Origin of the sequence: Sphingomonas sp. (assembly GCF_023266535.1) — a bacterium.
GTDB lineage: Bacteria > Pseudomonadota > Alphaproteobacteria > Sphingomonadales > Sphingomonadaceae > Sphingomicrobium.
In genome coordinates this window covers 1-21858 of record NZ_JAHFPY010000047.1, presented here as the reverse complement: position 1 = coordinate 21858, position 21858 = coordinate 1, and the positions used below count along the sequence as shown (strand labels likewise).

At 61.7% G+C, this 21858-nt stretch carries 19 protein-coding genes, 2 tRNA genes and 1 pseudogene; 14 read left to right on the top strand and 8 right to left on the bottom strand.

Translation table 11 applies throughout. The features are described 5' to 3' along the window. The coding region (locus Q0C64_RS08765) for a TldD/PmbA family protein (protein ID WP_294122817.1) at positions 1-888 on the bottom strand (888 nt) is incomplete at its 3' end. Positions 889-906: 18 nt separating this feature from the next. Further along, positions 907-1827: a 4-hydroxybenzoate octaprenyltransferase gene (gene ubiA / locus Q0C64_RS08760; protein WP_294122813.1), complete on the bottom strand. Its 921-nt coding sequence runs from the start codon at positions 1825-1827 to the stop codon at positions 907-909. Positions 1828-1884: 57 nt separating this feature from the next. Here ubiA and Q0C64_RS08755 point away from each other — a divergent pair, with 57 nt between their 5' ends. Continuing rightward, positions 1885-2379: a hypothetical protein gene (locus tag Q0C64_RS08755; RefSeq protein ID WP_294122811.1), complete on the top strand. Its 495-nt coding sequence runs from the start codon at positions 1885-1887 to the stop codon at positions 2377-2379. Positions 2380-2382: 3 nt separating this feature from the next. Here the strand turns inward: Q0C64_RS08755 and Q0C64_RS08750 are convergent, their stop codons facing one another. Then, the gene (locus Q0C64_RS08750) at positions 2383-3084 is read right to left on the bottom strand and encodes an HAD family hydrolase (RefSeq protein ID WP_294122809.1); all 702 of its coding nucleotides are present in this window, start codon (positions 3082-3084) and stop codon (positions 2383-2385) included. 101 nt (positions 3085-3185) lie between these two features. Between Q0C64_RS08750 and Q0C64_RS08745 the strand changes: the two genes are divergently transcribed. The 7 genes from Q0C64_RS08745 to pip all read left to right on the top strand — a co-directional run bounded on the left by Q0C64_RS08745 (position 3186) and on the right by pip (position 11887). Beyond that, a complete protein-coding gene (locus Q0C64_RS08745) occupies positions 3186-3926 on the top strand; it encodes a 16S rRNA (uracil(1498)-N(3))-methyltransferase (RefSeq protein ID WP_294122807.1) in 741 nt (246 codons plus the stop codon). A gap of 70 nt (positions 3927-3996) precedes the next feature. After that, positions 3997-5367 carry a glutamate--cysteine ligase gene (locus Q0C64_RS08740; protein ID WP_294122805.1) on the top strand — a complete coding sequence of 457 codons (1371 nt, stop codon included), beginning with the start codon at positions 3997-3999 and terminating at the stop codon, positions 5365-5367. A gap of 163 nt (positions 5368-5530) precedes the next feature. Next, positions 5531-7909, top strand: a complete 2379-nt coding sequence (locus Q0C64_RS08735; protein ID WP_294122804.1) for a TonB-dependent receptor — start codon at positions 5531-5533, stop codon at positions 7907-7909. Between the two features lie 72 nt (positions 7910-7981). After that, a complete protein-coding gene (locus Q0C64_RS08730; protein ID WP_294122800.1) occupies positions 7982-8983 on the top strand; it encodes a hypothetical protein in 1002 nt (333 codons plus the stop codon). A gap of 77 nt (positions 8984-9060) precedes the next feature. Beyond that, complete coding sequence (locus Q0C64_RS08725) at positions 9061-10101, top strand: hypothetical protein (protein ID WP_294122798.1); 1041 nt, start codon at positions 9061-9063, stop codon at positions 10099-10101. Between the two features lie 6 nt (positions 10102-10107). Then, entirely contained in the window at positions 10108-10848 is a 741-nt protein-coding gene (locus Q0C64_RS08720) for a class I SAM-dependent methyltransferase (RefSeq protein WP_294122796.1), read from the top strand. Positions 10849-10921: 73 nt separating this feature from the next. After that, complete coding sequence (gene pip, locus Q0C64_RS08715; RefSeq protein WP_294122794.1) at positions 10922-11887, top strand: prolyl aminopeptidase; 966 nt, start codon at positions 10922-10924, stop codon at positions 11885-11887. Here the strand turns inward: pip and Q0C64_RS08710 are convergent, their stop codons facing one another. Together Q0C64_RS08710 and ligD are read right to left on the bottom strand one after the other, a co-directional pair. After that, positions 11888-14038, bottom strand: coding sequence for a penicillin acylase family protein (locus Q0C64_RS08710; RefSeq protein ID WP_294122792.1), 2151 nt, complete (start codon positions 14036-14038; stop codon positions 11888-11890). A 36-nt stretch (positions 14039-14074) separates the two neighbouring features. Continuing rightward, positions 14075-15028 (bottom strand): annotated as a pseudogene (gene ligD / locus Q0C64_RS08705) (non-homologous end-joining DNA ligase); the annotation flags it as partial. Between ligD and Q0C64_RS08700 the strand changes: the two are divergent. The 4 genes from Q0C64_RS08700 (at position 14928) to Q0C64_RS08685 (ending at position 17928) form a co-directional block, all read left to right on the top strand. Then, positions 14928-15494, top strand: a complete 567-nt coding sequence (locus Q0C64_RS08700) for a hypothetical protein (protein WP_294122819.1) — start codon at positions 14928-14930, stop codon at positions 15492-15494. The pseudogene ligD and the gene Q0C64_RS08700 sit on opposite strands and share 101 nt — an antisense overlap. Before the next feature lie 54 nt (positions 15495-15548). Then, positions 15549-15622: transfer RNA gene (locus Q0C64_RS08695), tRNA-Gly, on the top strand. A gap of 435 nt (positions 15623-16057) precedes the next feature. Next, positions 16058-16873 carry a TIGR04255 family protein gene (locus Q0C64_RS08690; RefSeq protein WP_294122790.1) on the top strand — a complete coding sequence of 272 codons (816 nt, stop codon included), beginning with the start codon at positions 16058-16060 and terminating at the stop codon, positions 16871-16873. A gap of 560 nt (positions 16874-17433) precedes the next feature. Then, positions 17434-17928, top strand: a complete 495-nt coding sequence (locus tag Q0C64_RS08685; protein WP_294122788.1) for a hypothetical protein — start codon at positions 17434-17436, stop codon at positions 17926-17928. Between the two features lie 21 nt (positions 17929-17949). Here the strand turns inward: Q0C64_RS08685 and Q0C64_RS08680 are convergent, their stop codons facing one another. Continuing rightward, on the bottom strand, positions 17950-18162 hold the full coding sequence (locus Q0C64_RS08680; protein ID WP_294122786.1) for a hypothetical protein: 213 nt from the start codon (positions 18160-18162) through the stop codon (positions 17950-17952). A 41-nt stretch (positions 18163-18203) separates the two neighbouring features. Here Q0C64_RS08680 and Q0C64_RS08675 point away from each other — a divergent pair. After that, a tRNA-Tyr gene (locus Q0C64_RS08675) sits at positions 18204-18290 on the top strand. 52 nt (positions 18291-18342) lie between these two features. Here Q0C64_RS08675 and Q0C64_RS08670 read toward each other — a convergent pair. After that, positions 18343-19056, bottom strand: a complete 714-nt coding sequence (locus tag Q0C64_RS08670; RefSeq protein ID WP_294122784.1) for a protein phosphatase 2C domain-containing protein — start codon at positions 19054-19056, stop codon at positions 18343-18345. A 101-nt stretch (positions 19057-19157) separates the two neighbouring features. Between Q0C64_RS08670 and Q0C64_RS08665 the strand changes: the two genes are divergently transcribed. Beyond that, on the top strand, positions 19158-21383 hold the full coding sequence (locus Q0C64_RS08665) for a serine/threonine-protein kinase (protein ID WP_294122781.1): 2226 nt from the start codon (positions 19158-19160) through the stop codon (positions 21381-21383). Between the two features lie 11 nt (positions 21384-21394). On the opposite strand, the gene Q0C64_RS08660 is transcribed toward Q0C64_RS08665, so the two are convergent. After that, a partial coding sequence (locus tag Q0C64_RS08660) for an FHA domain-containing protein (RefSeq protein WP_294122778.1) occupies positions 21395-21858 on the bottom strand: 464 nt, incomplete at its 5' end.

Genomic DNA, 21858 nt, shown 5'->3' with positions numbered 1-21858 from the left:
GAATGCCCGGCTGCGCAAGCCCCGCTTGCGGAATGGCTCATCATGGATAATGACGCCCGGGGCGAAAACCTGAGTTTCCAGCGCGTCGATCAGGAAGCTCGACTGCCGGGCCACGGCGGCCGCGCTGATTGCCCCGACGAAATGGCCCAGCAAGGTCGTCGCCACGCGCGGATCGAACAGCACCGGCATTACGCCCGCCTTGACGCTGACGGGATTGAGCCGCGCGACGGCCCGCTCGGCCGCCCTTGTCCCAATTTCCTCGGGCGCCTCCAGGTCGCCGGCATGGCGGGCCGAATGCCAGGCATAGTCGCGCTGCATCGCCCCGCCCTCACCGGCAACGACGCTGGCCGAATTGCTGTAGCCGGTCGCGCGGGTTGAGGCGGCAAAGCCGTCGCTGGTCGCAATGGCAAAGATCGAGGCGGACGCCGAGGCGCCAGCCCCGTTGCTGTTGGTGACGCCCTCGACCGCGCGCGACGCGTCTTCCGCCGCCATCGCCCGCTCCTTGAGCTCGGCCGGGTCCGGGTCACCGCCGTCATCGAGATCGAGATCCTGCGGCTGGCCGCGAAACAGCAGCTCCTGCGGCGCGAGCCCGGCAAATTGGTCCTCGGGCGCTTCGGCGGCCATCGCCAGCGCACGCTCGACCAGCGCCGACATCGCGTCCGCTGAAAGATCGGAGGATGAAATGGTCGCGTTGCGCTTCCCCACAAACACGCGGAGACCGATTTCCTCGCCCTCGCTGCGATGCACATCCTCGAGCGCGCCCAGCCGGACGCTGACACCTTGCGATCGCTCGCCGACGTAGGCGGCATCGGCCGCGTCGGCACCTTGTTTGCGGGCGAGTTCGACAAGCGAGGCGGCCCGGTCGCGGGCGGCTGCGGGAGAAAGCATGGCGGTGCGGTTAGGCTCTCACGCGACCGACGACAAGCCAACCACGAGGAAGCCGAGGAACAGCAGCAGGCCGGTAACGCGGTTTGACCGGAACAGGGCGAGCGCCCCGGCACCATCCTTTGGGTCGGTCTTGGCCACTTGCCATGCAAAGTGGCAGGCTGCAGGCAGCAGCGCCAGCAACGCCACCCAGTCGGGCCGCACGTCCCAGATCGCGGCGGCCCAGCCGGCCAGCGCCAGCCCATAACAAGTGCCGACGCCAACCTTGGCATTGCCGCCAAGCGCCCTCGCGCTCGACTTCACTCCGACCAACTCGTCATCTTCAATATCCTGGATGGCGTAGAGCGTGTCATAGCCGATCACCCAGAAGATGCTGCCGACCCACAGCAGCAATGCCGGGATCGCGAATTCGCCGGTGACGGCGGGCCAGCCGACCAGCGCACCCCAGCTGAAGACCAGGCCAAGCCAGGCCTGCGGCCACCAGGTGATGCGCTTCATGAAGGGATAGGCGGCAACCGCGAAGATGCTGATCAGCGCGACGCCTTGCGCGACCCGCTCGAGCTGCAACAGGACAACCAGGCCAAGCAACGACAGGCCGATCGCCAGCGCCCAGGCCGAACCCACCGACACCCGGTTCGAAGCCAATGGCCGCAAGCGCGTGCGCTCGACCTGCCTATCCAGGTTCCGGTCGACAATGTCGTTATAGACGCAGCCCGCCGATCGCATCGCGAAGGCGCCAAGCAGGAACCAGCCGAACAATGCCCCCTGACCCTGGACGCCGGCCAGCGCCACGCTCCATGCGCACGGCCAATATAACAGCCAGGTGCCGATCGGACGGTCGATCCGCATCAGCGATGCGTACGGCCGCCATGCCCTCGGCAAGGCGCCGATCAGCCCGCTTCGCTCGCTGTCGGGAACCGTTTCTAGCGTTTCACCTGCCATGACACTGCAATGCCGCAAGTTTCAGAAATTGGAAGGTATCGCTGATAATGGAGGCTGATGAGTTACATTGGCTATAACCGGGGCGGCTATGCGGAATTCGACGATCCGCCACCTCCCAGGCCCCGGAAATCCGGTTGGATGCTCCTAATCGCGTTAGGGCTTTCTGCCCTTTCCGCCTTCATCAGGGTCATTCACCCCGAACCAGGTTATGACGGCACTAAGATTGCCGCCGGAACCTTTCCCTGGCCGGATGGGTGCCCCTCATACAACTATCGGCCGGGCAATCGCTTGCCCCGTGCCTGCTTTGACCGGTTCCAGAAGGTTTCGTCCCAATGGGCACGTGCCCATCACTTGAAGATCCGCCGATCTAGCAGGGCAAGCTGGTATTCCTATTATCGGATCGGCGACGACGCCGTCGAAGATTTCTGCATCATTTGGGAAGATGACTGCGCCGTCGGCAACATATATCGATCCGTCTTCGTGACCGACAGGCGCATTGCAGACGGCCGGTCGTATGGCTGGCGAACGCTTGCCCCGGGTCAGCAACTCTAACGACTATGCCGCCTCGGCGCGGTCGAGCCAGTTCACCAGCGCGGCCAGCGACGGTAGCTCGATGAACCGCGGATGGTCGGTCGGCGCCGGCCGCTGTTCGTGGCTCCAGCCGAGCGGCTGCGGGACGTAAGCGGCCCATGCGCCCGCCTCCAGCGCCGGGAAAATGTCCGATCGCATCGAATCACCGGCCATCAGCGCGTTGGCCGGTTCGACCCCGTTGCGCTGGAAAATGCCGACGAAGGTGGCTGGCCGCTTGTCGCTGACGATCTCGATTCCCGAGAAATGATCGCCGAGCCCCGAAGCGGCGAGCTTGGCCTCCTGGTGGAACAGGTCGCCCTTGGTTACCAGCACCAGCCGCGCCCGTTCGGCCAGCGCCGCGAGCGTCGCCTCGATCCCGTCGAACAATTCGACCGGGTGAGCGTGCAGCGCCTTTCCGGCATTTAGGATGTCGCGGATCACCGAGGCCGGTACATCGTCGCCGCCAAGCTCGAGGGCGGTTTCGATCATCGACAGAGTGAACGCCTTGGCGCCATAGCCGAACAGCCTGAGATTGCGGATTTCGCACGCCTCGAGCGCCGATCGCGCCACGCCTGCGTCGGCGAACGGCTCGAGCATCGCGACCAGCGCATCCTGCGTTTCGTGGAAGAAGGGCATATTGTGCCAGAGCGTGTCGTCGGCATCGAGGCAAATGAGGTCGATGGGCATGGGGTCGCAGTAACAAATATCGTCATCCCCGCGAAAGCGGGGATCCAGTTTTTTTGTTGAGCTAGGTTCCCGCTTTCGCGGGAATGACGTTAGGGGAAATAATGCCCGCCACCCCTGCCTGGCCGCCGAAAAGCTTGCCGCGCCTCTATGTCGCGACGCTGCTTGGCGCCGGGACGCGGGTCGAGCTCGAAGCAGCACAGGCCAATTATCTCGGCAATGTCATGCGGCTTAGGGAAGGCGCCGAACTGCTGCTGTTCGACGGCATGTCGGGCGAATGGCTGGCGACGGTCACCGAGGCTGGCAAGCGACGGATGGTTCTGCTCGTCAGTGAGCAGACCCGCCCGCAAGAGGCGGTGCCCGGCCTGTGGCTGGCCTTCGCTCCGGTCAAGAAGGGCCGGGTCGACTGGCTGGTCGAGAAGGCGGTCGAGCTTGGCGTCGCCCGGCTGCTGCCGGTGGTCACCCAGCGGACGATTGTCGACAAGCTCAACCTCGACCGGATGCGCGCCCACATCATCGAGGCGGCCGAGCAATGCGGCCGCACCGCGCTGGCCGACATTGACGAGGCGGTGAAGCTCGACGCTTTCCTCAAGGCCCGCGATCCCGCCCGCACTCTCTACTTCGCCGATGAAACCGGCGGGGCGCCGGCGGCTTCCGCCTTCAGGCCCGGCCCTGCCGTCATCCTGGTTGGGCCCGAGGGCGGCTTCACACCTGACGAAGCGGCCGCGATCCGTGCTGCGTCCAATGCGGTGGCCATCAGCCTCGGCCCGCGAATCCTGCGCGCCGAAACCGCCGCCCTGTCCGCTGTCGCCGCGTGGATGGCCGCTGCCGGCGACTGGCGATAAGCCCAATAAGTACGGGCATAAAACGGAAGTGCTGGCGCTGGCATTTGCGCGCGGCTAAGTCCGCCGCCGCATGACGACCAAAACCGACCTTTCCGCCAGCCCGCTGATCGAGAGCCGCGCTGATTTGCTGTCCGTATTCCAGGGCGGCGAAAAGCCGCGCGAAGCCTGGCGGATCGGCACCGAGCATGAGAAATTCGTCTACCGGCTGAGCGATCATCGCGCGCCGAGCTGGGACGAGCCCGGCGGCATCCGCGACCTGCTGCTCGGCCTGACCGAATATGGCTGGCAGCCGGTCGAGGAAGGCGGCAAGATTATTGCGCTGTCCGGCCCCGACGGCAACGTCAGCCTTGAGCCCGCGGGCCAGTTCGAACTGTCGGGCGCGCCGCTCAAGGACTTGCATGAGAGCTGCGCCGAAAGCGGCCGGCACCTGGAGCAGGTCAAGGCAGTCGGCGACCGTTTGGGGCTCGGTTTCCTCGGCCTCGGCATGTGGCCGGACAAGGCTCGGGCCGACCTGCCGATCATGCCCAAGGGCCGCTACGAGATCATGCTCCGGCACATGCCCAGGGTTGGGTCGCTCGGGCTCGACATGATGCTTCGCACCTGTACCATTCAGGTCAATCTGGACTATAGTTCAGAAGCCGACATGGTTAAGAAGTTTCGCGTTGGCCTGGCATTGCAACCTGTTGCCACGGCGCTGTTCGCCAATTCGCCGTTCACCGAAGGCAAGCCGAACGGCTACCAGAGTTTCCGCAGCCATATCTGGGAAGACACCGACCCGGCCCGGACCGGCATGCTGCCGTTCGTGTTCGAGGAGGGCTTCGGTTACGAACGTTACTGCGACTATGCGCTCGACGTGCCGATGTATTTTGTGTTCCGCGACGGCAAATATATCGACGCCGCAGGACTGAGCTTCCGGGATTTCCTCGACGGCAGACTGTCGGTCCTGCCCGGCGAAAAACCGACGATCGCCGACTGGACCGACCATTTGTCGACCGCCTTTCCCGAAGTCCGGCTCAAGAGTTTTCTCGAAATGCGCGGTGCCGATGGCGGCCGCTGGGGCCGGATCTGCGCACTGCCGGCCCTGTGGGTTGGCCTGCTTTATTCACAGACTGCGCTCGACGCCGCCTGGGACCGGGTCAAGCATTGGACCATCGAACAACGCGAGGCGCTGCGCCACGCGGTGCCGGCCCAGGCCTTGGGTGCTGCCGTGCCGGGTGGCGGAACGGTCAGGGACCTTGCCCGGGAAGTGCTGGAAATCGCCTCGGCCGGCCTGACCGAACGCGCCGAGCTCAACGCCGCCGGCGACAATGAGGGCGGCTTCCTCGATCCCCTGCGCGAAGTGGTCGCCAGCGGCAAGACCTTCGCCGAAAAGATGCTCGACCGGTATCATGGCGAGTGGAACGGCGACGTCAGCCACGTCTATGCGGAATATAGTTTCTAACCCATCCGGCCTGTGGCGAATCCAACGCAGTAGCGGTTGAAAATTTCACGTAACGGACCCGTCACATTGACTCGAATGTGGCTAGGGGTAGAGGCCTTGAACGCATCGGGGGCGGGGGTTTTCCAGTCTGTTCGCCCTTGGCCCTTTTTCAGGAAAGAGACCGATGCGCCGCACCTCCCAGACTTCGCTGATCGCGCTTGCCACCGTTAGCGCACTTGCTCTCACGACGCCGGCTTTTGCGCAGGACACGCCGCAACCTGCTGCCAACGCTCCCGCGGCGCAGCCTGCCGCCACTTCCGGCCAGGGCGTGGGCGAGATCGTGGTCACCGCCACCCGCCGCAGCGAGAATCTGCAGGACATTCCGCTGTCGGTCGCGACGGTCGACGAGGACACGCTGGCGGCGGTAAACTCCGGCGGCGCGGATATCCGCAGCCTGTCCGGGCGCGTGCCCAGCCTCAACATCGAAAGCTCGTTCGGCCGCACCTTCCCGCGCTTCTATATCCGCGGCCTCGGCAACACCGACTTCGACCTCAATGCGTCGCAACCGGTCAGCCTGGTCTATGACGATGTCGTCCTGGAAAACCCGATCCTGAAGGGCTTTCCGGCGTTCGACGTCGACCGGATTGAAGTCCTGCGCGGGCCGCAAGGTACGCTGTTCGGCCGCAACACGCCGGCGGGCATCGTCAAATTCGATTCCGTGAAGCCCGGCAAGGGCAAGAATTACGCGAAGATCAGCTACGGTCGCTTCAATTCGATCAACGCTGAAGGCGCGGTCGGCGGCCAGCCCAGCGAGGATTTCGCGGTCCGCCTGTCGGGCCTGCTGCAGCATCGCAACGACTGGATCGACAATCTCGACGAGCACGGCAAGAACGACCTCGAAGGCTATACGGATCTCGCGCTTCGCGGCCAGATCATGTGGAAGCCGACCGAGGATCTGACCCTTCGCCTGACCGGCCAGTATCGCCACCTCAACGGGGATGCCCGGATCTTCCGCGCCAACTCGTTTGTCCGCGGCAGCAACAAGCTGGTCGGCGCTGATGGCGGCGATTTCAAGCGCGACGAAGTTCGCGCCGATGGGACCAATTTCCAGAAACTCACAACATGGAACGCGGCCGGCTCGATTGAATATGACCTGGGCCCGGCTACGATTTATTCGGTCACCAGCTATTGGCATGGCAAGCTCGAGAGCCGTGGCGACATCGATGGCGGATTCGGCTTCACCCTTGGTGGCCCAATTAACTCTGGGCCCGGGTTCATTCCATTCTTCGCCGAAAGCCAGGACAATGTGCCGAGCCTCGACCAGTTCACCCAAGAGGTCCGGATCGCGTCGAACAATAGCACTGGCCTCGGTTACCAGGCGGGCATTTTCTACTTCGACGAAGATCTCGATATCCAAAGCCTCGATTTCGGCCCGGTCGCCAACCCCCTCCTTTATCCGGCGCCGGCCTATGGAACTCCCACAGCTCCCAATCCGTCGGCAGTGGTCAACCAGCGCCAGGACGCTAAGGCGCTCGGCATCTTCGGGTCGCTCAATTACAAGTTTGACAACGGCCTGACGTTGCAGGCCGGGGCGCGTTGGAACCACGACAAGAAGAAGCTGGTCGCCGAGCGGCTATTCGATATCCGGCCAGGTTTTATTGGTGGTGGGCCGGTTCCCGAGACGACGACCAAGGTCCACGATAGTGTGCTGACGTGGGATCTGAGCGCAATCCAGGAGCTCAATCCGGACATCAACGTCTATGCCCGTATTGCCAAGGGGTATCGCGCTCCGGCGATCCAGGGGCGTATACTGTTTACCCGCCCGGTGACCACGGCGGACAGCGAGCACACCATGTCCTATGAAGCGGGCATCAAGACGGTGCTGCTTGACCGCAAGCTGCGCTTCAACCTCACCGGCTATCTGTTTAAGACCAAGGATCTGCAATTGTCGGCGGTCGGCGGCAACACCAACGCAAACCTGCTGCTCAATGCCGACGCTGTGAAGGGCCATGGCTTCGAGGCCGAACTGGAGGCGCGTCCGGCTCGCGGTCTGACCATGACGGCCGGCATCAGCTACAACAAGACCAAGATCCATGATAGCGACCTGACCGTCGCTGCTTGCGGCGCGCCGAACGTCCTTGACCCGGGCTTCAATTGGTCGCTGTGCACAATCCTCGACCCGATTGTCGTGCCAGCCGCGCCATTCTCGTCGGCGATCGTCAATATCGACGGCAACTCGCTGCCGCAGGCGCCGAAGTGGACGCTTAATTGGACCGCCGGCTATGAATATCCGGTCGGGCCGGGGTCAATTTACGTCTTCACCGACTGGTACCGGCGTTCGAAGGTCAACTTCTTCCTCTATGAGTCGGTCGAGTTCAGTGATGATCACCTGATGGAGGGTGGCCTGCGCATCGGCTACAAGACCGACCGCTATGATATCGCGGCTTTCGTTCGCAACATCACTAACGACGAGAGCGCTGTCAGCGGCATCGACTTCAACAACCTGACCGCGATGGTCAACGAGCCACGCATCTGGGGCGTCGAGGCCGGCATCAAGTTCTAGGTTGAGTTTTTTGACGATCCTGGCGGGCGGTGGGCTTCAACTCACCGCCCGCTCTTTTTATCGTGCGCTGAAATGTCGCTTTCGCCCAACACCTCCAACGCCACGCTGCTGCTGATCTTCGGCGCCGACCGCGACGACCAGATCCGGTCCAGGAATGGCCACGTCACGGTCAGCGGCTCTTCAGACCTGTTCGGGCTGCTTGAAGCAGACCATCCGCATCATCGGCTGCAAATCACTCGCCAACTTTTCCGCCAGAGTCGCCGGCCGGACCTCTCACGCTACAAGCATGTCCTCAATCTGATTACCGAGCCGGAGCATAATGATCGGGTGCTGGATAACGCTCGCCGCTTGCTGCGCGGAATTCCTGGCAAGGTAATCAATCGCCCGGAGGCCGTATTGCGGTCGACGCGGGATCAGATCGCCAAACGCCTCGCCGATATCCCTGGCTTGCTGGTTCCAAAGGTGATCCGCCTGAAGAAGGCCGACGAAGCCAAGCTTCGCGACAAGCTGGAACGTGCAGGTCTCGAATTTCCGCTGATCATGCGACAACCGGGCACGCATTTGGGGACGAGCCAGGCCCGGTTCGACGATCTCGGCACGATGATCGATGCAATGGCCCCGGGCACCGAATATCTTGTGACCCAGTTTGTCGACTATCGCAGCGCCGACGACCTGTACCGCAAATGCCGGGTCTGGTTCATCGGTCCGCACACCATCTTCAGGCACCAGTTCGCCTCTGATCATTGGAACGTCCATAACAAGGATGGCCTCATGTTCATGGCCGACAGACCCGACTTGCTGGCAGAGGAAGAGGCCTTGTTCACATCGCCGGACGGCGCGTTTCCGTCCGACGTCAAGCAGGTACTGGCCAGGATTCGGGAGCGCATCGACCTCGATTACTTCGGCATCGATTTCGGGTTCATGCCGGACGGCCGGGTAATATTGTTCGAGGCCAACGCGACCATGAATTTCTTCTCGCTGCTGCCAAGCGACGAATTCGCCTATGTGCGTGCGTGCGTCCCGCCGGCGCGTGCAGCCTTCCGCGAGCTGTTGGGTTTGTCGCCCTCGCCCTGAACGTGCCGGACTCGCGGCCGAAGGAACGCCGCCGTCAAGCTTGACGATGTTCCACCGGTTCCGCCATCTCAAACGCGATGGCGATTTCTACCCAGACTGCGTTTGCAGATGCGAAAATCCTGCTGATTTTCGGTGTGGACCGGGAAGATCAAATCGTCGCCCGGGGTAGCACCGTGCACATCCCGGGCTCCGCAGATCTCTATCGCGTGCTCGATGGAATGGTACCGTTTCATCGGCTTCAAATGACTCGCAACTTCTTCCGCCAACAGCGTCGCCCCGAGCTCTCGCCCTACAGCTACATCATGAATATGGTCACGGAGCCGGAGCGGAACCCGAAGGTACTTGAGAACATATCTCGGCTGGTGCGGGGCGTGCCGGCAAAAGTCCTCAATCGGCCCGACATTGTATTGCAGACGACCCGCGACCTGGTTTCCCGGAAGCTTGCTGGAATCAAAGGACTTGTCGCCCCCAAGACCGTACGATTGCGGGCCGGAAAATCCGCGAGCGCCATTCAGACGCTCACCAAGGCTGAACTGAACTTCCCCATCATCCTTCGGCAGACCGGCACGCACAAAGGCCAGATCGTAGGACTAATGCCGGGCATCGACGAGACGCAGGCGTCGCTGATCAAGGGCAGCGAGCACTTCGCAACCGAGTTTGTCGATTTTCGAAGCTCCGACGGCCTCTACCGCAAGTATCGCGTCTTCTTCATCGGCGAGCATATTGTCTTCCGGCACATGCTGGTTTCCGACGAATGGAATGTGCACGCCAAGGATCGTCGGCGCTTCATGGCCTCGCGACCGGACCTAAGAGCCGAGGAAGAGGCCATGTTTTCGAAGCCGGAGGGAGCATTCCCCGCTGCCGTCCTTGAAGTCCTGCGCGCGGTTCGCGAACGAATGAAGCTGGATTTTTTCGGCATGGACTTTGGCCTGCTGCCGGACGGCCAGCTATTGTTGTTCGAGACCAATGCCAGCATGAATTTTTTCCCGTTCCTTCCCGAACCCGAGTTCGCCTACGTCCTGCAGTGCAGAGAACCGGCACAACGCGCTTTCCGCAAACTGATCGGACTTGAATCGGCCGACGAAATGGCCCGGCCCGATTTCGAGTTTTTGAAATAGCCCTTCATGTTCAGCACCTACGCCGAAATCTTCGAAAAGCGTGCGGGCGAATATCACCATGCGATGAAGGCCTCGCCGAACGCACGCGACAACGAATTCCTCGCCGTGCTCGAACCGATCCGCGACGCGCCTTCCGGCATCGTTTGTGACATGCCGTCGGGCGGTGGATATCTCGCCGACTACCTGTGGGCCGGGATGACCTATGTCGCAATTGACCCGGCGACGGACTTCATCGTCGAACTGCCAAAGCCGCTCCGGCGAATTGAAGCAGAAATAGCCAATGTCCCGCTGCCCGACGGTAGTGTTGACTTTGTCGTGAGCCTGGCGGGGCTGCATCACGAAACGAGCTTGCCACGCGTTTTTGGCGAGATGCGTCGGCTACTTCGGTCTGGCGGCCGAGCCGTCTTGGCAGACGTCGCGGCCGACACGCCGCCGGCCCGTTTCCTGAATGGCTTCGTCGCCGAGAATTGCCCGCTCGGCCACGATGGCCGGTTTCTCGACGATCAGACCGCTGCCGCACTCGAGGCCGCCGGCTTCAGCGTTGCAGATGATCGGCTGATCGACGTTCCATGGGTCTTTGACGATGTTGAAGAAGTTGGCGAGTTCGGCCGTCACCTATTCGGCATGACAACCTTGAACCCCGCCGAAACCGTACAAGCTATGGAGCGCGAGATCGGCTTCGATTTCAAAGGCGGCCGGCCGCAGCTACGCTGGATATTACGGCGAATTGTTGCCGACGCTCGCTGATCGGCTCGCACTTGCGTGGCCGAGCGTCAACGCTCATGAGGCGATTCCAGTCGAATTGGACGAGGAATGCACCTTGAGCAGTCTCGCAGCCCAGCAGCGCCGCACCCTTTATCCTGAAATCGAGCCCTATGCCTCGGGCATGCTCGATGTCGGCGATGGCCATAGCCTCTATTGGGAACGATGTGGCACGCCGGGCGCCAAACCGGCTGTGTTCCTCCATGGCGGCCCTGGTGGAGGCATCAGCGACAACCACCGCCGCCAGTTCAATCCGGACAAATATGACCTGCTGCTGTTCGACCAGCGCGGCGCGGGAAAGTCGACCCCGCACGCCAATCTCGATGCCAACACGACCTGGGACCTGGTCGCGGACATCGAGCGGCTGCGTGAGATGTGCGGCGTCGACAAGTGGCTGGTGTTCGGCGGCAGCTGGGGCTCGACGCTCAGCCTGGCCTATGCCCAGACCCATCCCGAACGCGTGACCGAACTGGTGCTGCGCGGCATCTTCCTGTTCGACCAGACCGAACTCGACTGGCTCTACAAATATGGCGCGTCGGAGATCTATCCCGATGGCTGGGACGATTTCCTGGCGCCCGTGCCGCAGGATGAGCGCGGGGACCTGGTCGGTGCCTATCGCGAGCTGCTGACGTCAGACGATTTCGATACTCGGCTCACAGCTGCCAAGGCCTGGAGCCGGTGGGAAGGAATGACCGTCACGCTGCTCCCGGATGAAGCGATGATGGAGGAGTTCACCGAGGACCAGCATGCCATCGCCGTCGCCCGGATCGAGAACCATTATATGCTGCACAAGGGCTGGCTCGAAGAAGGCCAGTTGCTCCGCGGCGCCCAAAAGCTGCGCGGCATCCCCGGCGTGATCGTCCAGGGACGCCATGATAGCTGCACGCCGCCACGCGCCGCGTGGGAACTGAAGCGGGTGTGGCCCGAGGTCGAGCTCAACATCATCCCCGACGGCGGCCATCTCTACAGCGAACCCGGAGTGCTCGACGGCCTGATCCGCGCGACCGACAAGTTGGCAGGCTAGTTATTCGCCGGGATGGTAGCGCCGCTCGATGTGCCCGAGCAGTTCCTCCGGGTAGAAATAGACCGGCCGCAGATTGCCGGTCACGTAACGCCCCGTCTGGTCGTTGAAATGCTTCGATGACGGGTCGCCGCTTTGGCCGCCTGTGCTGACCGCGTTCGCGCGAACATGATCGCCGAACTCGACCACCGCGACGAAGCTGTTGCCGCTGGCCCCGTACCAGCGTTTCGATCCGTTCCGCGGCGCGCTGTTTGACGAGGCGAGCGAGCCATAGATGCCATAGGCAAAGGGGACGGGCGTGCTGGGCGCGGCGTCGCTGTAAGGGTGATCGATGGCCGGCGAGATGCGCTGGAAGCGATTGATTTCGCCCCACGGCACCATCCAGTTGCCGAAGTCGCTCTGCAGCCTGGCAACGGCCTGCTCCAGCGCCGCCAGCTTCTGCTCGGCGCTGGTGTCGCGGCCAAGCCGCATCATCACCTTGGTGTTGGGCTCGTCCGCGGGCGCATTGAGCGCTTCCAGCAGCGCGGTGCCCCAGAACATGGCGAGGCTCTGCGCCTCCGATTGGGCGCTCCACCGGTAATCCCAGCTGCGAAGCGTCGAGATCGGGCCGGCCAGCGCCGCCTTGCGCGGTCCCTCGGGCAATTGGTCCCACGCTTTGACCAGCTCCGGCACCAGCGCCGCGAAACCCGGCTGCTCGCTGTCATAGGCGGCCGCCTGGAGCCGTTCCAACGTCCATCCCTTGCTCCGTTCGAGCAGCTTTAGCGCGTGAATCCCGCGATAATTCTCGCCGAAACTGTCCATATATTTCGGATATTGCGACGGTTTGGCGCTGAATGCGCCGGCCGCGCTGTAGGGCCAGTTGTTGCTGTTATAGACCCAGCCGTTGGGCGGACTGATCACGCTCGGCAGGTCGGTCAGGGAGTGCAGGCCACCCCAGTCGGTCGCCGGGTCGCTGCCGTTCACGACCTTTGTGTAATCGAACCGGTCATCCCGCCTCGGCACGAATTGCGGATGGAGGTAGGCAATCTGGCCCGCCGCATCGGCGAAAATGGTGTTGTTGGAACTGTTGGCCTGGAGCCTCGCCACCTTGAAGAATGAGGCGAGTTCGGTGGCCCGGGTGCGCAAATAGCTTTGCTGCAATGCCGCGACGGGACGATCCATCATCGCGAACGCAATCCACCGGCCACCATCGGATCGAACGATTGGCCCGCGATGGGTCCGCCAGGTCGCGAAATTGCGGGTAGCCATCTTGCCGTCCGCGGTGCGGTAACGGATCGTCACCGGCCGGGCGATCAATGGCCGCCAGGTCTGACCGTAAAGGTAGGAGGGATGCTTGCCCGGGCTGACGTCGAACGCGAACTCGTCGACATTGTCGACTCCGCTGGAGGTATGCATCCAGCCGGCACGGTCGTTGAATCCCTGGTATATGAAGAATTGCCCCCATGTCGCGGCGCCGTAGACGTTCAGCCCCTGCCCGCTGGTCACCTGCTGTTCCGAGCGAAAGAAGAAGCTGGTGTGCGGGTTGATCAGCAGCAGCGCCTTCCCGTCCTTGGTCAGCCCCGGCGCAATGGCAATACCATTCGAACCCCGTCGCTCGGGATCGAGCGGTGCGGCGGCGGCAACCTTGGCCGTGCTACCGCCATAGAAATGCGCCAGTTGCCCAAGGTCGATCCGCTCGATATCCCCGCCGATGCTGCCCTCGGTAAAGCTCAGCGCCATCCACGGCTCGAACCGCCTCAACACGCGCGGCTTTACCTGCGGATGGGTCGCGAGATAATAGTTCAGCCCCGCCGCCCAGCTGTTCATCAGCAGCTTGAGCCAAGGCGGGCTCGCCGCATAATTGGCCTTGAGCTCCGGCTCGCTGACATAAAGGCGCGCGCGCAGATCCTGCCAGATTGCCTGCTCGCCCTCCGCCTCGGCGGTTCGGCCGAGCGCAGTCAGATAATTGGCCTCAATGCGCGGGAAATCATCCTCGGCCTGGGCATAGCTCATGCCGAACACCGCGTCGGCGTCGGTCGGGCCCTCGATATGGGCAATTCCCCAATCGTCGCGGATGATCGAGACTTTCGCCGCCTGGTCGCGCCATCCGGCAATCTCCGGAGGAGGCGCCGCGGCAATCAGCAGCAGGGACAGCAAGGGAGGAAGTGCGCGCATACGCTACTGCTTAGCGCCGTCGCCGATTATGCCAAGTCAGGCCTTCGGCAGCCCCTGTTTCGCCTGGCCCCAGCCGGCGAATAGCTGGGAGCTGGCACGGTCGAGCAGTTTGTCAGCATCGCGGACGGAAAATTCCGCACCGGATTTGAACTTGGCCAACTCTTCCCAGGCAACCGGCGCGGCGACAGGAGCGCCTTCGCGGGCCCTGGCCGAATAGGGCATCACCGCCGTCGCGCCGCGCTGATTGCGCAGCCAGTCGAGGAAGATTCTGCCTTTGCGCTTGTTCTTGCGGACATTGGCGGTGAACATCTCGGGCTCGGCCTCGGCGATCGCCCGGCTGAAGCGCTCGGCGAAGTCCTTCAGCTTGGCCCAGTTGGCTTTGGCATCGAGCGGCGCAATGACATGAATTCCCTTGCCGCCGGTCAGCATGGGAAAGGTCACCAGTCCAAGGTCGGCAAGCAACGCCCGCAACCGCACGGCCGCCGCCTTCACCTTGTCGAAGTCCAGTCCTTCGTCGGGATCGAGGTCAAATACCAGCCGGTCGGGATATTCGAGCTTGCTCGCCTTGCTGCCCCAACCGTGGAATTCGATCGTCCCCATCTGCACGCAAGCGAGAATGCCCTTCGCATCCTCGACGTAGAGATAGTCCTCCATGCCGCCGTCGCTCTCCTCGATCGGCACATGCTTGACGTGCGGCCCCATCGTGCCGCTGTCGTGCTTCTGAAAGAAACAAGGCTGGGCCCGGCCTTGCGGACAGCGGACCAGGCTGATCGGCCGCATGGCCATGTCGGCGAGCATGAGCGACGCGATCGCGGCATAGTAGTCGGCGAGGTCGCCCTTGGTCAGGCCAATCTCAGGATAGATGACCCGGTCGCGGCTGCTGATCCTGATGCCGAAGGGGTCGGCAGAATTCGATCTATTGGCCATGGACTTGGCTTTCGACAACCGCACCTCCGTCGCCGGCCCGTCCTCGCGCAGCGCGATAAAGCTCGGATCGCCGAGCGTAGCATCCCTTACAATTTCCGTGAACGGAGCCTCGCCTTGCAGCGCCCCAGATCGAAGGCCGCTGATACAAAGAAGAGTCGTTCCGTTGGCAGCAATCGAAGCGCAAGTTAGAACTGGCCGGCAGGAGAAGCAGATGTTCAATCCGGCACTGATGGCGGCCCTTCAGAATAAGGAGTCCGAGGATTTCCTTCAGAAAAGGTTGAAGGCGGCCGAGGCGCTGGGCGCGTCGAGCGCCATTCCGCTTGCCCTCGACGAGAAGCAGCAGAAGCTGCTTGACCAGGCCATCGGGCAAGGAACGGTGATCAGGACCGTTGACGGGCGCTTCTACCTCAACGAGCGCGCCGTGAACGAACGCAAGGAAGGCCAAAAATATATGGCCCTTCTCATTCTGCTGATCGCTGGTTCGGTTATTGCCTCCGTCGCCATTCTCGCATCTCGAGCGAACGGCTGACCATTGACGCGGCGGCGCGGCCAATGGCAAAGGCGCCGGGCCCAGAGCCGATGGGCGGGTGTAGCTCAATGGTAGAGCAGAAGCCTTCCAAGCTTACGACGAGGGTTCGATTCCCTTCACCCGCTCCAGCGCCCCCTCCAAGAGAGGGAATCCAGCACTACTTTTATTCTGCTATTTAGGGCTTTGATTCCCTTTCAGCAGAGGACAGCGGGGCATGAACGGCCGGAGAAAATCCCAACCGGCTAAGTCGGAAAATGCCTCGCTACAGAAACTTGACGCGCCTGAGGAGGAAGTTGGCCCCGCGCCTGAATTAGTCGAATTAGTGCAGGCAATGGCGCGAGCAGCAGCGCGACGAGATATCCGAAGAGAGTTGGAAGCAGTCAGAAAGAAGCTTGCACAGGGACCTCAACCGGAATTGCCCTTTGACGACGCGTCGGCTTGAATCCGTGCTATATAGGGCTGATTGATTTCCTCCTTTTGCCAGGTCCGGGCTGGTTCGGATTTGATATGTTGCCACTGGTGCTGCGTCGTGCAACCAACGCGACGGTGAGGGAACAAGACAAGTGAGCAGTAGCGGTCGCAAAGCGGGTGATGGACCGAACGCAAAGGGCGTGACTAAGCCAACTGACGCCCCGCCGGGTGAACGGCTTTACACTTCAGCTCCGATAATTGACGCCATCATTGAACTGCGTTTTGGCGACGAATTGTCAGACGCAGATCGTGAAAAGGTAGCCAAGAAATTTGCGTCCGAATATCCAATCGCTCAGGAGGTCGTGCATCGCGGGATTAACGTGAGCGTCAATGAAGACGTCATTGGCACGACGATGCAAGTTGAGCAGCGCATCACGAAACGTACGAGCTCGGAAACGGCGGACGTAATTCAAATCGGCAGTCGAATTCTGAATGTTGGTACTGGCGCACCTTACGACGGTTGGGACAGGTTATTCGCTCGGTTCGTAAAGAATTGGGCTGTAGCGAAGCGGGTTTGGGGATTTCGGCCGATCGAACGTATCGGAGTACGCTTTATCAATCGGCTGGATTTGCCGCCAAATGCGAAGGGTACGGTCGACTACGAAGATTATCTCAATCTTCGCATCAATCTGCCGAAAGAGTTTCCGGACATTTTTCTCTACAACCTGAGATTTCAGTCTCCGCTTGATGAGATCCGGTCCGTCGCCAATATACTATCCGGTACGGTACCTGATGCCGTTCCTGGAAAGGCTTCGTTCCTTTTGGACATTGATGTGTTTCGCGATGAAGACGTTCCACAGAAGGACGCCGACGTGCTAGCGTATCTCGAACAAGTACGAGCTTGTAAAAATAGCCTATTTGAGACATTTATCACGGACATGGCGCGGGAACTGTTCGATGCTGACTAGTCCAATTCTTAAGCTTCGGCATTCTGCTCTACCGAATTATGAGACTCTAGCCGATCCCGATTGGGAGGACCCTCGGTGGCGCTCCCAGTCCATTCCGCCAATCAACATTGCAGCGCCCGCGAATGATGACATTCCCCCGCTTGGCGCCCGTCTCGAGGTAGCATTTGCGGCCTGCAAGAGAGAGCTATCTCAGATTGCGATGCATCTCGCTCCAGAGTTCCGCGATAGGACACTGCGACAACTTCGCAATCTATTGAATGCGGAGGAATGGGATGACGACGACGTACTGATTTCGATCGGATCGTTCAGATCATTTGTGCGCGCCATGGCGCTACTGCGTCCGAAGGTTCGTCCAATGCTGGGTTTGGCTAACAACGGTAACGTCTTAGCCATGTGGACAATCGGAAAAAACCAAGCGACGTTTGAGCACTTGGGCGATGACAGAGTGCGCTGGTTCGTGTCACTCCAGTCACCTGAAGGACCAGACACCGCGGCTGGGATTACAAACGTCCAGAGACTAGACGAGATCGTCGGCGTCCAGGGCATAAGGGCCCTAATTGATGGCGAAGGGTGACGCGCTCCCTGTTGGAGACGAGGCAACCCGCTGGGTTAAAAGAAAATTCGTAGGTCGAGATGACAATGACCAGGTCATTGTTGACGGCAACGGTCGTCCGACCACGGTGGCGCCCGCTGCATTCGAGCTTCGCGACGACGAAGATGCACTTTCAGTAACCTGGTTGCAGCATTTTGGTCCAGCACGGGCTGAGCATCTCCCACTCGCTGCCGAAGCAGTTAGAGTCACCCAGGACAGCCAAAAATTGTCTCCGCAGAGTGCTTTTGTGGTTGGTCAGGTCAGTGCAGTTATCTCTGCGGGGCAGGATGCGGGAAGCAAGCTAAGAATACTTCATGACCCAATCGACGGAAACGAAGGCCATACGGAGATTCGACGGTTTCCCCGTGACGTGGGTCTGCTGCAAACCACGCTGGCCAGCGAGGTATTCGCCGAACGTCATCTATATGACGATGTAAGGAAGGACGGCTGGCAGCCCGAATGAGGGCGTGTCGTCTATTTCCGGCTACTCATGTTTGAGGCTGGTTTCCTTCACCCGCTCCACGCACAGCCGATCTGGGGGATCGGCGAGCATGGAGCGCGCGAGCGTTAGCGAGCGGCGACATTCCACCATGCGGGGCATGGTCGATTTTTGGAGCGCGCCGAGCGCGAGCGAGGCGGCGAAAGCCGCGGTTGACAGCAGGACTTGGGGCCGCCACATGGCCCGCCTGCTTGCCATGCTCACCAGTCCCCCGGACCGGCGGCGCGTGGCAACCTTCTGGACAGGTGGCCGAGTGGTTAAAGGCAGCAGACTGTAAATCTGCCGGGCTTCGCCCTACGCTGGTTCGAATCCAGCCCTGTCCACCATTCGCAAGAGGAGACAATCCGGGGGATTGTCGAGCATGGCGATCGGCGGGCCCTACACCGCCTTTACAATGATCAGCGTGGCATTGTCGGGTGCGCCCCGGGCAAGCACCATCTCGATCAGCCGATCGGCCGCTTCGTCCATCGATCCGGACGCCAGCTGCTCGGCAAGTTCCTGATCGTCGACCAGTCGCGTCACGCCGTCGCTTCCCAAAATGAATAGGTCGCCGGCAACAACTTCTCCTCCGACCGTATCGACCTGCAGCTTGGGCGATACGCCCACGGCACGGGTGATGATATTGGCATTGGGATGGTCAAGCGCCTCACCCGGCGAAAGCATCCCGGCATCGACCAGGCTTTGCACAAGGCTGTGATCGCGCGTGATCTGGGTCACCAGACCGTCACGCAGCAGGTAGGCTCGGCTGTCGCCTGCCCAGAAGGCGCGATATTGGTCTCCGGCGATTGCCAGCCCGACAACGGTGCTGCCGATTGACATCTCGGTGTCGTCCGATCCGGCCAGTTCGATCAAATCGCGATTGACTTGCTCAAGGGCCACGGTGGCGGTCTCGACCAGCGCATCCAGCCCATAAACAATCGGAAGATCGTGCAATGCCTCGACGACCTTGGCGCTTGCGACATCTCCCGCCTGATGACCGCCCATGCCGTCGGCCACGGCCCACAGGCCTCGCTCGGACCGGACCAGCAGTGAGTCCTCATTTACCTTGCGGCGAAGCCCGACATGGGTTCGACTGACACATTCAAAAGCCAAGCTGCGTCCCCCGTTGCTGCCCAAAGAGCGAGACTAGCAATTACGAAAGGTTCATGCGATTTACTTTTTCTTGATTGCAGGTCGGCCAGGGGAGATCGGCGTTGAGTAAGCCCTACAGCAGCAAGGCGTTGCCGGCCGGCACGGTCATTCGCGAATGGCGAATTGAAGATGTGCTGGGCGTGGGAGGCTTCGGTATTGTCTATAAGGGCCGCGGCATCTATTTCGGCGAACTAGTTGCAATAAAAGAATATTTTCCGAGCGCGATCTCCGAACGGGACGCCGAAAGCACGGTCGTTCCAATCGGATCGGACGTTGAAGAAGTTCACGCGTTAGGTCTCAAAAAATTCGTCGAGGAGGCGAAGCTTCTTTGGAACCTCTCGACTCCGACCAGGCACCCCAACATCGTCAGCGTGCGCGCCCTGTTCGAGGTGCATGGCACCGCCTACATGATCATGGACTTCGAGGACGGGGTTTCGCTGTCGCGCCTCCTCAAGGAAGGCCGGCGGTTCAACGAACGGAGTTTGTGGAACGTCATCAAGCCGGTCGCCGAGGGACTTGATCGGGCGCACCGCGTCGGCGTCCTTCACCGGGATATCAAGCCGCCCAACATCCTCATTACGGATGACAACCGGCCGGTGCTGATCGATTTCGGATCTGCCCGGTTTGAGGCCGCGGAAGCGACCAGCACGTCCGTCACGTTCCACACGCCTCCATACGCGGCGGTCGAGCAATATGTGAAAACCTATCCGCAGGGGCCCTGGACCGACATCTATGCGATGTCCGTCGTGCTCTACGAATGCGTGACTGGAGAGAAGCCACCCGAGGTGCTCGAGAGGATGCATGGCGGGTTGGGCACTCCGCTGGCGGACGGGACCTGGCCAGGCTTCAGCAAGCGATTCCTGCAGGCGATCGACGCCGGCATGACCATCAAACCTTCGGAGCGGCCACAATCGATCCGTGAGTGGCTCGCCCTGTTCGGCAGGAAGGATTCCGAGGAGGTCGTCGCTGGTGACGATGAGCCGACCCGCTTCTTCGCGCACGAAATGGCGTCGGACGGCATTGCTGCGGTTGCACCGACGGCGCCGGGCATCGACCAGAAGGATCTGGATACCGGGGTTCCGATGGACCCGGCCGACGTCCAGTTCAAGCGAGCCGGCGAAGAAACCGGCGCCTCGAAGAAAGGCAAGAAAAAGAAGGAGGAAGAGCAGCCCGGGGCAGTCGCCCAGGCAGCAGCTCCAGCCGCACCGGCCGTTGCAGAAGCGCCCCTATCAAGGAAGCCCGAGCCGGAGGTCGAACAGAAAAAGCCCGCGCCACCCGCCGCCAAGGCCAAGGAACCGGGCGACGCCTGGTACAAGGATCCGCGCAAGAAGATGCTCGCTGGCGGTGGCGCGCTCGCAATCATCGCCGCGGCTATCGCCGGGACATTCGTCATGGGCGGCGGGTCGAAGGAGTCTGGCGCGCCGCTTGAAATCCCCGATCTCAATGGTGCGGAATCGATTCCGGTCGAGGGACTGGGTCAGTTGATTGCGGCCGAGCGGACATTGGCTAGCGATGCCCAGACGGCAGGCGCACCAGCAACCGCAATCAATAGCCTGGTTGCTGCCAGCGACCAGCTCGACAAGCAGCTTGCCGCACTCCAGCCGCTCACTGGCGATCCTGCCCAAGCCGGCGCCGCGGCGACGCGGGTCGACGAGATGAAGCGCACGGCCACGTCCGCCAACGTGGCCTTTGTTGCGGCTCTGTTGAGCGATGCGGACTCAAAGGCACGGAGCCTGCCGCGCAATGCGAACTCGCCGGCTGTCACGGCGACGCTCACCGACCTTCGCAACTCGGTTCAAGCCTCATCCAGCCTGACGGATCCGGTTCAGTCGCTGGGCGCCGCTCGCGACGCCTTGGCGAAGTCGCAGGCATTTTCCGCGGCAATTACAAACGCCTATTCGGCCGTGGCGGCGAACAAGGCGAAAGCCGAAAAGCTTGAGCAGGCGCCCAAGACGGAAACTGCAACCACGACGACCACCACAGCCACTCCGACAGCGCCCGTGGCGAGCACCACCACTACGACCAGCAGCAGCGCCGGCGCTTCGGCGTCCAAACAGGCGCAGCTCAATTCCATCGTCAGCAGCGGCCGCGCCATGGCCAAGCAGGTCATGAAATCGGGCAACAAGGACAATGCCGCACTGGCCAAGAATTATGACAAATATCTCGCCGAAGTCGCGAATTCGGCGCGGGGGGCCCGGACGGACGCGGAGATGGACCGGCTGATCAAGCAGGCCAATCAGACCAAGGCCTATCTGGTGTTCCTGCAGCGGCAGCCGTCAGGACAATAAGTCAAACCCGGTCAGGACCGGCCGACCGCGCGTCCTTCGGGCGCTTGATGATCGAAGTTGGCGGCTTGATGCGGCTGCGAGTCCCCGCGGCTGCGGACTTCATGTTCGAACGACACATTGCCGACGCGAAGCACGGAACCGACTGCCAGCACCTGGCTGCGCTCGATGCGCTTGTTGTCGATGAACGTGCCGTTGGTCGAGTTCAAGTCCGTAACACGGATCTGGTCCGCGGCCAGTTCGACGAAGCAATGTTCGCGCGAGACCCCGGCGCCCGGCACGATGATATCGGCCGGCGCCTTGCGGCCGACCTTGAGCCCGGTCGGCGTAATGTCGAAAACCGTCTCCTCATCCTCGCCGTCGAGCCGGCGAAGGTAGTGGACAGTACCGCCCTCGGTTTCACGGAACTCGTCGGACCGCTTGAAGAATTCCGCCTGCTCGATTTCGGCCGGCGTCGGCTTGGCGATCTCTGGATCTC

Bases quoted from the DNA above. Each gene is read 5' to 3' on its own strand.
- Q0C64_RS08735 (WP_294122804.1), top strand. From the start codon at position 5,531: ATGCGCCGCACCTCCCAGACTTCGCTGATCGCGCTTGCCACCGTTAGC.
- Q0C64_RS08730 (WP_294122800.1), top strand. From the start codon at position 7,982: ATGTCGCTTTCGCCCAACACCTCCAACGCCACGCTGCTGCTGATCTTC.
- Q0C64_RS08750 (WP_294122809.1), bottom strand. From the start codon at position 3,084: ATGCCCATCGACCTCATTTGCCTCGATGCCGACGACACGCTCTGGCAC.
- Q0C64_RS08755 (WP_294122811.1), top strand. From the start codon at position 1,885: ATGAGTTACATTGGCTATAACCGGGGCGGCTATGCGGAATTCGACGAT.
- Q0C64_RS08745 (WP_294122807.1), top strand. From the start codon at position 3,186: ATGCCCGCCACCCCTGCCTGGCCGCCGAAAAGCTTGCCGCGCCTCTAT.
- Q0C64_RS08700 (WP_294122819.1), top strand. From the start codon at position 14,928: ATGCCGAAGGGGTCGGCAGAATTCGATCTATTGGCCATGGACTTGGCT.
- Q0C64_RS08720 (WP_294122796.1), top strand. From the start codon at position 10,108: ATGTTCAGCACCTACGCCGAAATCTTCGAAAAGCGTGCGGGCGAATAT.
- Q0C64_RS08725 (WP_294122798.1), top strand. From the start codon at position 9,061: ATGGCGATTTCTACCCAGACTGCGTTTGCAGATGCGAAAATCCTGCTG.
- Q0C64_RS08680 (WP_294122786.1), bottom strand. From the start codon at position 18,162: ATGGCAAGCAGGCGGGCCATGTGGCGGCCCCAAGTCCTGCTGTCAACC.
- ubiA (WP_294122813.1), bottom strand. From the start codon at position 1,827: ATGGCAGGTGAAACGCTAGAAACGGTTCCCGACAGCGAGCGAAGCGGG.
- Q0C64_RS08685 (WP_294122788.1), top strand. From the start codon at position 17,434: ATGGCGAAGGGTGACGCGCTCCCTGTTGGAGACGAGGCAACCCGCTGG.
- Q0C64_RS08740 (WP_294122805.1), top strand. From the start codon at position 3,997: ATGACGACCAAAACCGACCTTTCCGCCAGCCCGCTGATCGAGAGCCGC.
- Q0C64_RS08710 (WP_294122792.1), bottom strand. From the start codon at position 14,038: ATGCGCGCACTTCCTCCCTTGCTGTCCCTGCTGCTGATTGCCGCGGCG.